Source organism: Thermocoleostomius sinensis A174 (assembly GCF_026802175.1).
Classification (GTDB): domain Bacteria; phylum Cyanobacteriota; class Cyanobacteriia; order Elainellales; family Elainellaceae; genus Thermocoleostomius; species Thermocoleostomius sinensis.
In genome coordinates this window covers 2,781,006-2,795,556 of sequence record NZ_CP113797.1, presented here as the reverse complement: position 1 = coordinate 2,795,556, position 14,551 = coordinate 2,781,006, and the positions used below count along the sequence as shown (strand labels likewise).

Annotated in this window: 13 protein-coding genes and 1 pseudogene; 9 read left to right on the top strand and 5 right to left on the bottom strand. The window is 50.1% G+C overall.

Features of this window, described 5'->3' with window-relative positions; all coding sequences use genetic code 11:
• Positions 1-60 precede the first annotated feature (60 nt).
• The 5 genes from OXH18_RS12065 to OXH18_RS12045 all read left to right on the top strand — a co-directional run bounded on the left by OXH18_RS12065 (position 61) and on the right by OXH18_RS12045 (position 4,721).
• On the top strand, positions 61-825 hold the full coding sequence (locus tag OXH18_RS12065; protein ID WP_268613170.1) for a carbohydrate ABC transporter permease: 765 nt from the start codon (positions 61-63) through the stop codon (positions 823-825).
• Positions 826-864: 39 nt separating this feature from the next.
• Positions 865-3,045 carry a sensor histidine kinase gene (locus tag OXH18_RS12060; RefSeq protein ID WP_268613027.1) on the top strand — a complete coding sequence of 727 codons (2,181 nt, stop codon included), beginning with the start codon at positions 865-867 and terminating at the stop codon, positions 3,043-3,045.
• A gap of 94 nt (positions 3,046-3,139) precedes the next feature.
• On the top strand, positions 3,140-3,379 hold the full coding sequence (gene yidD, locus OXH18_RS12055) for a membrane protein insertion efficiency factor YidD (protein ID WP_268613026.1): 240 nt from the start codon (positions 3,140-3,142) through the stop codon (positions 3,377-3,379).
• Between the two features lie 81 nt (positions 3,380-3,460).
• Complete coding sequence (locus OXH18_RS12050) at positions 3,461-4,411, top strand: helix-turn-helix domain-containing protein (protein WP_268613025.1); 951 nt, start codon at positions 3,461-3,463, stop codon at positions 4,409-4,411.
• A 55-nt stretch (positions 4,412-4,466) separates the two neighbouring features.
• The gene (locus tag OXH18_RS12045) at positions 4,467-4,721 is read left to right on the top strand and encodes a hypothetical protein (RefSeq protein WP_268613024.1); all 255 of its coding nucleotides are present in this window, start codon (positions 4,467-4,469) and stop codon (positions 4,719-4,721) included.
• Between the two features lie 35 nt (positions 4,722-4,756).
• Here OXH18_RS12045 and OXH18_RS12040 read toward each other — a convergent pair whose 3' ends face one another.
• Complete coding sequence (locus OXH18_RS12040) at positions 4,757-5,704, bottom strand: hypothetical protein (protein ID WP_268613023.1); 948 nt, start codon at positions 5,702-5,704, stop codon at positions 4,757-4,759.
• Between the two features lie 279 nt (positions 5,705-5,983).
• Between OXH18_RS12040 and cobU the strand changes: the two genes are divergently transcribed.
• The gene (cobU, locus tag OXH18_RS12035) at positions 5,984-6,574 is read left to right on the top strand and encodes a bifunctional adenosylcobinamide kinase/adenosylcobinamide-phosphate guanylyltransferase (RefSeq protein ID WP_268613022.1); all 591 of its coding nucleotides are present in this window, start codon (positions 5,984-5,986) and stop codon (positions 6,572-6,574) included.
• Between the two features lie 232 nt (positions 6,575-6,806).
• Positions 6,807-7,265 carry a hypothetical protein gene (locus OXH18_RS12030; protein ID WP_268613021.1) on the top strand — a complete coding sequence of 153 codons (459 nt, stop codon included), beginning with the start codon at positions 6,807-6,809 and terminating at the stop codon, positions 7,263-7,265.
• 34 nt (positions 7,266-7,299) lie between these two features.
• On the opposite strand, the gene ftsE is transcribed toward OXH18_RS12030, so the two are convergent.
• Entirely contained in the window at positions 7,300-8,097 is a 798-nt protein-coding gene (gene ftsE, locus OXH18_RS12025) for a cell division ATP-binding protein FtsE (RefSeq protein ID WP_390904369.1), read from the bottom strand.
• A 366-nt stretch (positions 8,098-8,463) separates the two neighbouring features.
• On the opposite strand from ftsE, the gene OXH18_RS12020 reads away from it, so the two are divergent.
• Positions 8,464-9,813, top strand: coding sequence for an ABC transporter substrate-binding protein (locus tag OXH18_RS12020; protein WP_268613020.1), 1,350 nt, complete (start codon positions 8,464-8,466; stop codon positions 9,811-9,813).
• A 56-nt stretch (positions 9,814-9,869) separates the two neighbouring features.
• Here OXH18_RS12020 and OXH18_RS12015 read toward each other — a convergent pair whose 3' ends face one another.
• Positions 9,870-10,712: a tetratricopeptide repeat protein gene (locus OXH18_RS12015; RefSeq protein WP_268613019.1), complete on the bottom strand. Its 843-nt coding sequence runs from the start codon at positions 10,710-10,712 to the stop codon at positions 9,870-9,872.
• An 812-nt stretch (positions 10,713-11,524) separates the two neighbouring features.
• Between OXH18_RS12015 and OXH18_RS25330 the strand changes: the two are divergent.
• Positions 11,525-11,816, top strand: a pseudogene (locus OXH18_RS25330) (hypothetical protein); the annotation flags it as partial.
• A 1,031-nt stretch (positions 11,817-12,847) separates the two neighbouring features.
• Here OXH18_RS25330 and OXH18_RS12005 read toward each other — a convergent pair.
• A complete protein-coding gene (locus tag OXH18_RS12005; protein ID WP_268613017.1) occupies positions 12,848-14,047 on the bottom strand; it encodes a homocysteine biosynthesis protein in 1,200 nt (399 codons plus the stop codon).
• 91 nt (positions 14,048-14,138) lie between these two features.
• Positions 14,139-14,531 (bottom strand): VOC family protein, encoded by a 393-nt coding sequence (locus OXH18_RS12000; protein WP_268613016.1) that lies wholly within the window; start codon positions 14,529-14,531, stop codon positions 14,139-14,141.
• Between the last annotated feature and the right edge of the window lie 20 nt (positions 14,532-14,551).

The window sequence follows — 14,551 nt, the reverse complement described above, 5'->3', positions numbered from 1 at the left end:
CTAGCTTCCTCGCTGCGTCCGGTTTGGACCTATTTGCTGTTGAGCGCGATCGCCTTGGTGATGCTGCTGCCGTTGATTTGGTTAACCAGCACAGCGTTCAAATCACCCACAGAGAATATCTTTCAATTCCCGCCGCAGTTTATTCCCCAGCAGCCAACGGTACAGAATTTTGTCAAAGTTTGGCAAACGAATCCGTTTGGGCGCTATTTGTTTAACAGCAGTGTGGTAGCAGTGCTAACGGTGGGGCTGAATCTGCTTCTCTGTTCACTGGCGGCGTATCCGTTGGCGCGGCTGCAATTTCGGGGACGCGAGCTAATCTTTTCGCTGATTGTTTCCACCATTCTGATTCCGTTTCAGATTGTCATGATTCCGCTGTATATCCTCACCGTGCAGTTGGGATTGCGAAACACCTATTTAGGGTTAATTTTTCCGGCGATTGCGTCTGCGTTTGGCATTTTTCTACTGCGCCAAGCATTTCAAGGAGTTCCCAAAGAACTAGAGGAGGCAGCCCGCATGGATGGTTGCTCGGAATTGGGCATTTGGTGGTTTGTGATGCTGCCCTCTATTCGCCCAGCCTTGGTGACACTTGCAATTTTCGTGTTTATTGGTTCTTGGAGTGATTTTCTCTGGCCACTGCTTGTGTTGGATCAGCCAGACTATTACACCCTGCCGCTTGGAGTTGCCAAATTAGCCGGGGCTTTCTCCTTGGATTGGCGATTGATTGCCGCCGGATCGGTGATTTCGATCGCGCCAATTTTGCTATTTTTTGGACTGATGCAACGTTACATCGTGCCAACCGAAACAGGCAGTGGAGTTAAAGGTTAGTGTCACGTGACATAAGCAAAATAACAGCATCCCCACCAAATGGTACCGATCCGCAACCCCTATCTCAATGCCTTAATTGAAATTGAACGGCGGTTGTTGTTCTGTCAGAGTGCTCATGCTTGCTATACAGCGGTCATCGAGCGAGTTGGAGTGGCTTCTGGTGCGGCTCATGCCTGTTTGGTTGAGTTAAATTTTGCTGTCACTGATGCATCGGCGGCGGTATTCGTTCCAAGCCTACAAACAAACGCTCAACCATCTATCCAATCTGTACAGTTGGTGGCCACTTGGTCAGACACAAAAGTATCAGACACAGATATAACGGTTGCGGCGATCGATGGAGCAATGCTGCTAGCAGAACCAGAGTTGTCCCATTGGTTTATGCGGTTACAGCAAGGAGATGTGATTCAGCAGACCCATATCGAGGGTTCAGCAACCGAGCAGCAAGTATTGGACTCTTATGGTATCGGTGCGGTTCTGATAGTGCCGTTGATGGTACATCAGCAGGTGCAAGGGGCGATCGTCTTGATTCATCGTCATCCCCATAGGTGGGAAACCAGCGAACTGGACATATGGCAAGGTGTAGCCCTGATTTTGGCAGCCAAGTTAGAGCAATTGCAGAGTACATCATCGATGAATGGTTCTGTCCAGGCTCTATTGCCTCCCTTCGAACTGGAATCAGCCCTCTCGTCCCCGGCGCAACGCTGGGAAAAGCGGCTGAAGTTGGAAGCGTTGCTGCGACAAATCACCGATCGGGTACGCGCTAGTCTAGACGAAGCCCAAATCCTACAAGCAACTGCACAAGAACTAGCGATCGGTCTAAACACCTATAGCTGCCAAGTGGGGCAACTGGATTGGACGCAGGGCACGTCAACCATTGCCTATGAGTTTACTCCAGCGGGTAAGATGCCGACTGTACAAGGACTGGTCTTGGAGATGTCCGAACATCTCGACCTTTACTCCGAGCTTTTGCGAGGGCACTGTCTTCAATTCTGTTGGATTGTGTTACCTGTTCATCTCCGTTCGCTTAACCAACCCGTGGCAGTGCTGTGTTGCCCCATCATGCACAACGGCACAGCAATTGGCGAAATCTGGCTGTATAACCAAGCAGATACCTATTTTGACCCAGAAGTAATATGGTTAATTGAACAAGTTGCACACCAGTGTGCGATCGCCATTCCGCAAGCTCGTCTCTATCAAGCAGCCCAAGCCCAAGTTCGCAAATTAGAACAACTCAACGCTCTCAAAGATGAATTTTTGAATACCGTCTCCCATGAACTGCGATCGCCAATGGCAAACATTGAAATGGCGATTCAAATGCTCGAACTGTTGCTGTTTCCAGAGCAAGAAACTGACGTTAAGGGTGATTCAGTTTGCCATCAGCCAGCCATACCAGACTGCTGTTCTTCAGATCTTCACCACTCAGATCGTTGCCCATCGTCTGTTTGTGATTCTACCTACCATTCAACGGATCGCTTGCCAGCCCGTTATTTTGTCCATGCATTGCCACATCCTGCCTCGTTTCAGCAATCTATTCGCTACTTTCGTATGTTACAAGATGAGTGTATTCGGGAAACCAAGCTCATCAATGATTTATTAGATCTGTCTCGGTTAGAAGCTGGCACAGAGCCGATCGTTCTAACCCCGATTAACTTACAAGTCTGGATTCCCCATGTGCTTGAACCGTTTCTAGAACGGGCCCGCTGCCAAGCTCAACGGCTACAAGTCGAGATTTCAGACACTGTACCGTTAGTATCCACTGATCTGCGTAGCTTAGAGCGAATTCTCACGGAACTGGTGCACAACGCCTGTAAATATACTCCAGCCGGAGAAAATATTAGAGTTATGGTAGATTACGTTTCTGGTCAAGCCAATGCTCACTCACGAGCCGATCGACCCAACGCTACTGACTTTCTCCTGCTACGCACCGCTTCTCCGCTAGTAACAACTTCACAATTGAAGCTCCAGGTTTGCAACTCCGGAATTGAAATTCCTGCGGCTGACCTTCCACGAATTTTTGATAAATTTTATCGAATTCCCAGTCCCGATCTCTGGCAGTATGGAGGCACAGGACTGGGATTAGCCCTAGTAAAGCGATTGGCTGAGCATCTAGGCGCTAAGATCTGGGTAAACAGCAGCAATAATCAAGTCACCTTTACCCTGACGTTGCCGCTTGAGCCATCGATACCATCCGTTGAGCAAACTCGATCGCTGGACTGGTAGAAGCTCTAAGGGCAGGGTTTGCCAGCCTGTGGGCGTATGGCAACCAAGAGTTTAACGATCGTTCTGCCTAGAAGCATTTTCTAGAATAAGAATCATGAAATTTTTGCTGATTGGATTGATTCGACTGTATCGCGTGGGCATCTCGCCTCTATTTCCGCCTACCTGTCGGTTTCAACCGACTTGTTCGCAGTACGCTATAGAAGCCATCGATCGCTTTGGCCCAATTCAGGGAGGGTGGCTCAGCGTGCGCCGCCTGTTGCGCTGCCATCCATTTCATCCCGGCGGATATGATCCGGTGCCGGTGCCGCTTGAAAATGACCGCTCAAAGGATTAACTTAATAGTCACTATTAAGTTTTGTGGATTTACGACCTATAGGCGTTTGTAGACCGTTTGTAGAACAGTTGGGGAAAAAGGGTGAATAAACTGGACTCAACACAGTCAGAGCAATTGCAAGCCATCGGGGCTTACCTTGGTGAAATTCGCCAAGGCCAAGCGCGTACCTTGGAGGAAATTGCGGCAAGAACCTACATTCCGCTACGGTTGCTGCGAGCGATCGAGGCGGGGCAATCGCAAATATTACCAGAGCCAGTGTTTGTGCAAGGGTTCATTCGTCGCTATGCCGATGCTTTGGGGCTAGACGGTTGGGAGATTGCCCAGCAATTTCCCGTCAACAATGCAGCAACTCATCTCGATGCGAAACCTGATTACATTGATGAATCCCTCGCTCACTCCACCTCCGAACCGATTGTTGTAGATGCCCCACTGCCTAAACGATTTTCAATGCGGCGCTCTCGCCGATCGGGCTTGCCGATTTGGGGGCTTGGGCTAGGACTAGCATTGTTAGCAGGAGGACTGTATTGGTTACTCAGCCGCTCTGACGCGCAACCGACTGTCGTTGCCGATCCATCGCCTGCCCCAGCCGACGCAGAACCGCCTGCAACCGCGACCGCACCTACTCCCACTACCGCAACGGTAACACCCCCTTCGCCGTCTCCCTCACCTAACCAGCCAGCTAGCGCTTCGTCTCCCGTGGCGTCTCCTTCGCCCACGCTACAGCCCAGTCCGGCTCAATCGCCAGCCGCTCCTGTCACCGTAGACGTAAATCTAACGGGTGATTCTTGGATTCAAGTAATCGTCGATGGGCAGGTCGCTCTAGAGGAAACATTACCAAGAGGCACTCGACGTCGTTGGAACGGTCGGGAAGCTGTAACGATTGTGGCGGGCAATGCTGGAGCCGTTCAAGTCGCCTTTAACAACGCTAGAGCTGAACGGATGGGAGAACTCGGAGCCGTTGAAGAACGCACATTTACCGCTAGCGCCGCTACGAATTCACCCACTAGCAATTCCACGACCAATTCTCCTTAATCAGATAATTAGAAGATTAATCAACGCAACGCTTTCGACGTTCCGATTTCGTTCTATGGCTAAACATACCCAAGCACATTTGTCTCGCACGATCGAAAAAAACAAACCACCCGCGTTAAAAGAGCGAACCAAAATGCAGATGGAATATTACATGGGCGCTAAGCTGATCGAAGTTGGCGTCGATCCTAAATCCGCCATCTATCGCTGGTCAATGGAGACACGTGGTAACAATGAGGTGTGGACGTATAGCGCTTACTGGGGAGATTCTAGGGAGAAAGTGCTGGCAGATGAAGGACAATCGCAAGGATAAGGGCTACCTCGAGTAAGATTTTCTCGAGAAAGACTTTAATGATGCCCGATTTGCCCATGTAGCCGAGTGAGAGACTCAACCAAGTTCATAAGGCGAGCGTCGATTGATTGCTTTTTGGCAAACAAGGTTCGCAGTTTTTGATATCGGGCGATCGCCAAACTAACGTAGGGAACTTGCTGGGAAGGGCAGGGACGCGACCACAGCTTACCATCTGGATCGAGGCCACAGAGGCGATACTGCGTACGGCACATGTCCTCACTCATAGAGGTAGGCTGGGTAGCACAGATCTGTTCAACTAGCTTCATCAAGTGATCAATTTCGGCATAGCGCAACACCGATACGCTGGCTGCTTGAGCAGGCTGTGCATCAGCAGGGTAGGATTCTAGCCAACCATCTACAATTGGACCATCGTCATAAATAGCTCGAATTTGCTGAGCAATCTGTTCAAGTTCAGCCTGCCACCCTTGGACAAGCGTCTCCACCTGCTTCAACAGCCCGATCGCCAAGTTTGGATTGGCAGCATACCGAGGTTCCCCCATTTCGAGACCCGCCCGCTGTGATGGATCTGGGGTGGGGTGGCCTTTGCCTGGCTTACCCGGTGACATCATCGTGCCAGGTTGTCCCGTCAGAGACGCCCCACCCGAAGCCATAGCATCTGTTGGCGCTATCCGTTGCGCTTGATGACGCTGACTAGCTGATTGGTCCTGAGACTGCTTCTTTGACGGCTTTGGAGACATTCCAGAGGTTCCAGGAGTCGTTGACAGCGCCCCGCCCAATGGGTTAGGTAAGGGAAACGGTTCAATCGATGAGGATTTCATCTTGGCTGGCTGAGTGGAAGACATCGCGCTCCTTAAACCTAAACGAGAAAGACCAACATGACTAGTGGCGTAATCACTGTAATCAATCGGGCATATATTCGCGGCGCTGATGTAAGCACCAAGCTGATCTAACGTGGCTGCAATCCGCTTTAAGCTAAGTTTCATAGCGCAGTTTCCCCAAGCTAGTGTCGAAGTGCTGAGCTACTACTCTGACAAAGTCCCGAATCTAATCTCCTCGATCGTCCTGAATCAATACCAGACAGAAACAGGATTGCTGGTGGATTAGATCATCCCCCAACACAGTGGCTCCAATGCCCATTGCTTAAAAAACCGTTGCCACAGCCTCAACACACTACCTGTAGTTGAATAATCCGAATACAACGATCATTCTAACGATTTTTTTCTGGTCAGATATATGTTTTTTATTTTCCTAAGTAGACGCCTATGAGTCAGCCTCCGATTTTGGTGACAGGCCCAGCCCGGTCGGGCAAAAGTGAATGGGCAGAGATGTTGGCCGTGCAGTCAGGTCAGCCTGTGATTTATGTCGCCACAGCCCACCTTGACCCGAATGACCCAGATTGGCAGGCCCGAATCGCTGAACATCAGCGCCGTCGTCCAGCTTCTTGGCAAACGATCGAAGCCCCTATCGAGCTAGCGGCTACTATTCGTAGGAGTCCAGCAAGTGCTTGCTTACTAATTGATTCACTAGGAACCTGGCTGGCAAACTTTCTTGACCAAGATGACACCGCTTGGGAACACACGGCTGAAGATTTATTGCAGTGTTTAGCGACAACCGATCGGTTGGTGATTCTGGTCAGCGAAGAAGCAGGTTGGGGCGTTGTACCGGCTTATCCAAGCGGGCGTCAGTTTCGCGATCGATTGGGGAAATTAACTCGACATATTGGAGGATTGGCTGATCCGGTTTACCTCGTCACAGGCGGATATGCCTTAAATCTCAGTCAATTAGGAGTCCCCTTGGTCAAGTGTTTCTCAAACAATGCTTCAACTCGTGATCAATTCTCTATAGAACTTTAATGATTGTTACGGATTTTAAGCTGGAGAAGGGGCCCTATCCTCGTTAGGATAGAGAAAGATCCTAGCTTTATCACACTTTACAGAGCCGTTCTTTGGATAGAGTGATCAGAAATAGTGACTTGTGTACATTTGAGTCAGCAATTTAGCAATCTTCTATTTTTGTAAAAGTTTTGGTGTTTTGGTTTAACAGTTTTGGTTCTTGTTTGTTATAACAGCAGCGTGCAAAGGAATTATGGCGTCTTCTGATCAGGTCAAACGGTATCTCGCTTACTGGTTCCAGCTTGGCAAGCCTCTTGTGCTGAATGATGGGCAAGAAACCCTGCTGCCTCAACCTGTGCTTCAGAACAACCACTATAGCCCTGAATTTGAAGCCTGCTGGAACCGGGTGCTTGAGTTTGATGGTCATCGTTGCTATCTAGAAGGCACGTCACAAAGTATCCATGAGTTGCTATCCTCGCAGTGGGAGATCGAATCGTGCGCTCGCTGTGCGATGCCTGTGCCAATGGTGAGCCTAGGGGCACAAACCCTAGATTGCCCTTGCAATGATTTAAACACCTGGCCCAATAACGAATTACCGCAGCCTCGATCGCCAATTGACAGCCAAGCTCAACTGAATCAGATTCGCGATCGGCTGCTGAAACGGGCAACATCGCCTGTGCCGTCTCCGGCAACCCCTCGAAAAGCTGAATAAAACGTCACAAGGTAGATCCGAGTAGCGATACTCTTCATCGAGCCTGAAACAGATGCCCGTTGCGTAGCTGCATCACCGGATCGCGAGTGGCTCGAACAAGCTGCTCATCGTGGGTAGTGAGGACAATTGTGATACCGATCGCATTCAGCTTTTTGAGGATTTTGAGCACCTGAAGCGAATTATCTGGATCAAGATTGCCCGTTGGTTCATCGGCTAGCAGTAGCGGAGGAGTGCTAACGATCGCTCGGGCAATGCTGACGCGCTGTTGTTCACCCCCAGATAATTCCTCTGGAAAGCAATCGGCTTTGGTGTGCAATCCCACGAGTTTTAGGGTTGGCAACAAGCGCCGATGGATTTCCTTGCGGGTAAAACCCTGGGCCCACAACACAAACGCCACGTTTTCAAAGACCGTGCGCCGGGGAATGAGCTTATAGTCTTGAAAAACAACGCCAATCTGACGCCGGAGCTTTGACAGCCGATCGCCACGCAGTCCCGCTAGGTTGGCATCATTGATCATCACCTCGCCCTGTGTTGGACGTTCTTCACCATACATCAGCTTTAATAGCGTTGACTTGCCCGACCCCGATGCACCTGTAATAAATAAAAAGTCTCCCCGACGAATTTGGAGGTTAATCGCCTCCAGGGCTTGACAACCATTGCGATAAACCTTGCTAACCTGGTTAAAGCTAACAATCACCTGGCTCATACCGACAGAGTCAGCGTTAGTAAACTTGGTTTCTCCGGGTTCCGAGCGAGGAAAGGGCACACCTGTGGACGCAGCCGTAGGGGTGCTGCCTAATGCCGATCGTGATTGCGTTGAAGCTGAAGGCATATGCGACGTTAAAACGTGAAGTCACCTGAGCAGATTGAATTAGTTTTAAGGGAGACAAAACATTCAAGGCGTTCCCTGAAAAGTCCCCTAGGATTAGATGGTTGGATTAGGTTTTGGATTAGATTGTTGAATGTTGGACGCTGGTTAATCCAACGGTCTACTCATCATAACGGCAACTCCCGAAACATCTTCCGGATTGCAGACAGATTGTAACGATTGCAGTTAAGAAACCTGTCCTTTGCGCAAAAGTTTAGCGAGGATTATGACTAAAAGCATCGCCTTGATGCCGAGGTCGTTACGACAGGGATATCAAGAAGGGGCATCGCGTGGTTGGCTGCATAGGTGCTGATGGTGTGGTTGATAAAAATGATAAATCGCAAAACATTAACGAGTGAAAACCTCAATCGCAAAACATGTCGATTGCACAAACAACTGTTGTCCTTGGTGATCGGCTGCTTCGCAATTGCCCCATTAGCTGCGTGTCAATCCTTAGGCAGCACTCCGCCAGTCACACCGGATGATCCGCTGGTAGAAGAGCCAGAAGGACTCAAAGTTGGGGCCATCCTGCCATATACAGGCGAATTGGCTAGCGTTGGACAACCTATGATTGAAACCTTGCCGCTGCTTATTGACCAAGTGAATGCTTGTGGGGGTGTCAACGATCACAGCGTGAGTTTAGTTGTAGAGGATGATCAGTCACGGTCAGAGGTAGCTGCATCGGCTATGACAAAGCTCATTTCGGTTGAGAAAGTTAACGTTGTCGCGATCGGCTTTGTCGATAGTGACGCCCGCCAAGCGCTGGATATTGCAGTGCAAAACAAAATTCCGATCGTATCGCCTGCTACCACCAGCCCAGTTTTCTCTGAACGAGCCGCAAACGGAGAATTTGAAGGATATTGGGCCCGCACGGTTCCCTCGGATATGTATCAAGCTCGTGCTCTTGCTAAGCTAGCTATCAAACGCCGCTATCGCAGGGTGTCGATCGTCGTGGCCAACACAGATGACGGGATCAGTTTTGAACAAGCTTTTATTGAAGCCTTTGAAGCCTTAGGTGGAACTGTCCTCAACAAAGATTACCCCACTCGCTATCCTCCCGAAGCCAGCAGTTTAACCTTTGAAGCTTTTGAAGCCTTTTCACCCTATGCTGGAGAACCCGACGCAGTTGTAGCCGCCTTAGATGATCAAGGGGGAGCGCTATTGCTGACAGCGGCTTACGAAGCTGGACTATCTCAAGGAACACCCGTTTTAATTGCGGGCAACATCCAACCCCAGTCACTACTCGAAGAAATCAACAAATTCTACGATGGCAAAGAGGTTCTGAAAGGAGCCTTTGGAGCCGTTCCCCGGGCATCGGGTCCTGCCTTGGATAACTTTATAGAGTTGTGGAAAGAGCGTTTAGGGGAAACACCGGGAGCCTATGTAGCCCATACGTGGGATGCAGTGGCCCTACTAATGCTAGCGGCTCAGGCGGCTAGCTCCAATGACGGAGCTTTAATCAAGGAGCAACTGGCGATGGTCGCCAATCCACCTGGAGTTGAAGTCACCAACATCTGTACAGGTCTCAAGCTATTGAAATCAGGACAAGACATTGACTATCAAGGGGCTGGCAGCAACTTGAATTTAGACGAACACGGCGACGTGGTTGGCAACTACGACGTTTGGACAGTCAACGACGAAGGAGAAATCAAAGTGCTAGAGCAAATCACCCTCGATTGAATACCGAATCAACCATCGAATCAACCACCGAAGAGCAGCTCTCCATTCTCCATTCCCTACTCCCCACTCTCAACTGCTGGCTCTTCAGGAGTCACCTCTGTCGTTGGAACCGGGGACGGACTGGGGGCAGCAGCCAGTTGTTTCACCTGATCTTTAAATTGAGCCGGAGCCAGCGATTCAGCCGAAGCAAAGAGGGGGGCTGCTTCCTCGGTTTTGCCTTGGGCTTGCAGAACGAGGGCTTTTCCTAAAATTGGGCGAAAATCTTCAGGATTGATTTGAGCAGCCTGGTCATACGTGGCGATCGCGTCCTCATACCGTTGTTGTTTGAAGTATACTTCTCCTAACAACACCCGAACTGAAGTTGGATCAATCGTGCCAGGCTGAGCTTGGTTAACCGCATCGGCTGTGTTTAACGTCTCTTCCAATAGCCCGATCGCCGCCTGCGGGCGTTCCTGCTGAATCAACAGATCTGACAACCCTTTGAGCGCATTGATATCGCCTGGACGAGTTTCTAACACCGTGCGATAGGCTTGGGCCGCACCTTCTAAATCTCCTGTGCGCTGCTTGGTTTGTGCCAACAACACCTGATAGTCGGCTTGGTCTGGGTTTTGTTCTGCCAATTTTTCCAGAACGGGCACGATCGCTTCAATATTTCCCTGTTGAACCCGTACTTCAATCAAACCTCGCAGTGCCGCTTGGTTGTCTGGTTCGCGCTGAAGCACTAACTCATAGCCCTTAGCCTCGGTTTCTAATCGCTCTTGTGGGGAACTAGGACTAGCCGCAACCTGGGGAGTATTTTGAAACGCTCCTAACAAGGGGGCAATGGACAGTCCGGCAAACGCTAGCGCCACTAATGCCATCACGGTTGTAATAATCCAGCGATTTTGCTTTTTAAGCACACTTTGTTTCCAAACTCTACAGCCATCTTAGCGATCTCTGCCAAGTGTCCTAAACTAAGCCAAAATCAACTCTTTGCAGAGAATTTACAGCAGAAATCCCTGATCTCGGCGATCGCAATTGTATAAACAAAATGGATAAATCAAACAGGGTCGTTCTCATAACTTCGTTGAAAGTTGGGAACTCTGAAATTGGAAACTTAGACAGAAAACTGTGAAGTTAAGACGTATTGTTCCCAGCTTAAGGCTAGAATTTTAGTCCTGTTGGAATACATCGTCCAAATTGTCTCAGTTCACTGCCTAAAGACCTAACCTATATGCAGAGTACTTTCAAGCTGAATGCTAACCTAGTGTTTAATTCCACACTAGAATTTAGTGTTCAGGTTATGTGCTGCTGTTCTAGCTAACGGTGAACGGCGAGTTCCCGCTATCAAGGAGGTTCTATGAGTTCTGCCCAGAACAAGTCTCATCAGTCATCTAAGTTGGCTTCGTCCTCAAAGCCATCGGCTGATGATCCAGCCAAAGTCGTCCCGCAACCTCCGTCTTCCGCAGAAAACGCAATGGATCAGCCTCTCGATTCACCTTTAATTGCAGTTCCTCCCGCTCCTCCCACTCCGTCAGAGACCATGTCATCTACAGATCCCTCATCTTCATCTACAGAGTCCTCATCTACAGAGTCCGCTTCCACTGCTTCCACCGAGTCTACAACGCCCCCTCAAGCTGCTGAATCTTCTCCATCTGGCGCTGTTTCAACTGCATCAGCAGGCACTTCGTCGGAAATCCCGGCGTCGGAAGGCGAATCAGCCAAACAATCTGTTCTACGACAGCAACCGATTCCGCCAGCCAGCGAACCCATGCAATATCGGGCGATCGGCTTAATTCGCGGAAAGTATGTCCCGTCTGGAGAACAGTTTACACGCGGTGAAATTATCACAGATGATGGCGTTGAGATCGGAGCCGTTTTGCTGGGACGGGTGATGAGCTTGGTGAAAAAGCATCTAGACTTGGAGCAGTCTCACCTCTGGGTCGTCTATCCTCGCACCCGAGAGAAGGGCGATGGCAATTTGCATGTGCAAATTGTGGGCGTTTGGGAACCCGAAAATCTCAATCGGGAAATGGCTGACTCAGCATTAAGCCTGTCCGAAGATGAATCTGAGGAGGATGATCTCGATCTATCGGACGATCTAGTGGACGAAGCGATGGTTGAGGATGAAACAGACGAGACATTAGAGACATTAGATGACGCAGAAGATGACGCAGATGACGAGCGATTCGGCGACAACACCGAAGAGCCAGCTATCGATGCCATTAACGAGGAAACAGGGCTGGTAGAGGCAGAGGCAACCGAATCAGAATTAGAGGCTGTGGATGAGTCATCTGAAGCCGCAACAACAGACACAGCGCTCGGTACAACGACCGAGGAAAAGGCCGCAGAATCTGATGTACAGGTAGAGACTGAGACAGAATTGGCTCCGAGCGATACCGCTGCTATAACACCGTCGGAAACAGGGTCAGAATCTAACCGCGTCGCCACCGAGAGCACTCCAGCCCAGGCGACTGCTGATGATCTCGACGATCGGTATTTCTCAGTGCGGGGTGAGGTAATTTATCAATCAATCGAAGATAAGCGCTTGCTAGTGAAAATTCGGCGAGCGCCTCGTCCGGGTACAACCGAGAATAAAGCGTTTAAGGTCATGCTGGTGGGGGCACTAGAAGGCAAGGCTGTCGGCTATTTTTGGGATTTGCATGTTCAGCGAGAAGGTAACATGCTGGTGGTTCAAGAAGGCACCATGATCGGGGCAGTGCCGCCCCAAAAACGCAGCAAGCGACCTCCGTTCAATCAGCGTCGGGGCGGCGGTGGCAGAAGACCGCAGGGCGGCCCCCCTCGGAAGCGCTGGCAGAATCGCGATGGTCAACAGCGTCCAACTCGCAGTGGTGGTAGCGATCGTCCGACTCCTCCGCAAAATCGAGAAAATCGCCCGCCCAGCCCTCGTCCCATTAAGCGCCGCAACTTAGATAATCCTGAGAGTTAACGGCAATTGCTTCAGTTGAGCACAGCCCCTGCCCTCTGTACGGGCAGGTTTTGTTTTGAGAAGTATCGGTAGCAATCATCGGGCGGCTAAAAATTTCAAAACTTTTCATTCCAATGAAATACGAGTTCCCCACTGTTCCTGAGCCAGAAACGATCGTTCCATTGAAATCGGAGCTACCGCTTCAGTGAGTGTAAATTTGCCCGACGTAATCCATTGTTTTAGCTCTAGCGCCACCTGTCGAGATAAATAAATACTAGCAAGCGGCGCTACACGCACTGATTTTCCTTCAATAGTAATTCGACCGGATTTAAGTTGAGCATAGCTCACCAATCCAAAGGTAGGACGTACTCGTCGCGGAATTGAAAAATCCATAATTGGAGCGGCCAACTCGTGATCTTGTACCGCACAGCGGGCTACTACCTCTTCATGCAACACAGGTAAGGGAATTCCCACCCCCAGCATCAATGACGGGCCATAGCTTTTGAAAAAACAACCGCGCACCCAGCGCGCCTGCATTTGTTTGGCATCTCCGATTAACGCTAGCGTTGCAGCCGGGCCGATCGGGGTGCGATTGGGCAATCGTTTTTGTAGCGGAAAATGTTGTGTCCCTTCCCAGGCGACATAGCCCACACCGCCGCCCAGAAAAATGCGTGTGCCAATGCCAATTAACTCTAAATCAGGATCGTTAAGCAACGGGGAAATCGCCCCTGGATTGGAATACACGGCGTTGCCTAGATGGGGTTGTAGCGGCCCCAAGTAGGTATGGAGCAGTCGATCGCCTCCGTTCACCCCTACAATAAAATTCTGATATAGATTTCTAGGGTTAAATAAGTAAAATTGATTAATAGTGTTGCGGGTGATGGTGGTTTCGAAGGAAGCTCGCGAGTAGCAATCACTCACCTGTCCGATCGCCCGCAAATGTACCGTTTTGCCAGCCACTAGATCAGCAATCACATGTCCACCTCCCCGGTCGCGCAACTCGCCACCATCACCGCCATCGGCCATGCCCCCAAAATCGGACATTTGCGTTGCACCGAGGTAGAGATCTACGGCTCCAAAGCCGGAGTAGGCTGGTACGCCATCTAACCAGCATTGGCGAATGTTGATGGGGGGATCGGTGTGACCCAGATTGAGGATAGCGCCCGACGATTCCATCGGCTCAAATGTGCCCGTTGTCACAACATCGACTTCCTTCGCCGCTTGCCCCACTCCGATTGTCTGTACCCGCGCTTTCAATTCTTCGACCGTCCAAACAACGGCTTGGCGACGGCGAATCTTTTCATTGATTTCGGCAATGGTACGCATAAGGAAAGGTGTGGGTAAGCCTAGTAGACATCTGACTCGACATGCTTAACTCTACACTGAACAAGCATAGAGGGTAGGTCGCTGGGTTGCTTCATGCACAGCAATCGATGGAGTTCGAGAGTTCAATCAAGTTACCATCGGGATCGCGGATGTAGATCGATCGCATCGCTCCTAATGTCCCCGTGCGTGGCACGATTCCTTCCTCGATCGCGACACCCTGCGTTTGCAGATGGATGATCACGTGTTCCAATGGCGTGCTGGTCATGAAACACACATCAGCAGAACCGGGCGTTGGCGCAGCAGCTTTCGGTTCAAATTCTTGTCCAGCCTGATGTAGATTTATCTTTTGTTGTCCAACTTGTAGGGCTTTGCGGTTATCCCCAAAGGTCACGATCGTCATTCCTAAAACGGTCGTGTAAAAATCACACGTTGCTTCCAGATCGCGTACCGTTAAAACTAAATGATCCAATCGATCGAGGTTCATTTGATGTTCGTTCTTATCAA

Bases quoted from the DNA above. Each gene is read 5' to 3' on its own strand.
- OXH18_RS12065 (WP_268613170.1), top strand. From the start codon at position 61: ATGCTGCTGCCGTTGATTTGGTTAACCAGCACAGCGTTCAAATCACCC.
- cobU (WP_268613022.1), top strand. From the start codon at position 5,984: ATGAGTCAGCCTCCGATTTTGGTGACAGGCCCAGCCCGGTCGGGCAAA.
- OXH18_RS12040 (WP_268613023.1), bottom strand. From the start codon at position 5,704: ATGAAACTTAGCTTAAAGCGGATTGCAGCCACGTTAGATCAGCTTGGT.
- yidD (WP_268613026.1), top strand. From the start codon at position 3,140: ATGAAATTTTTGCTGATTGGATTGATTCGACTGTATCGCGTGGGCATC.
- OXH18_RS12020 (WP_268613020.1), top strand. From the start codon at position 8,464: ATGATAAATCGCAAAACATTAACGAGTGAAAACCTCAATCGCAAAACA.
- OXH18_RS12060 (WP_268613027.1), top strand. From the start codon at position 865: ATGGTACCGATCCGCAACCCCTATCTCAATGCCTTAATTGAAATTGAA.
- OXH18_RS12000 (WP_268613016.1), bottom strand. From the start codon at position 14,531: ATGAACCTCGATCGATTGGATCATTTAGTTTTAACGGTACGCGATCTG.
- OXH18_RS12030 (WP_268613021.1), top strand. From the start codon at position 6,807: ATGGCGTCTTCTGATCAGGTCAAACGGTATCTCGCTTACTGGTTCCAG.
- ftsE (WP_390904369.1), bottom strand. From the start codon at position 8,097: ATGCCTTCAGCTTCAACGCAATCACGATCGGCATTAGGCAGCACCCCT.
- OXH18_RS12005 (WP_268613017.1), bottom strand. From the start codon at position 14,047: ATGCGTACCATTGCCGAAATCAATGAAAAGATTCGCCGTCGCCAAGCC.
- OXH18_RS12045 (WP_268613024.1), top strand. From the start codon at position 4,467: ATGGCTAAACATACCCAAGCACATTTGTCTCGCACGATCGAAAAAAAC.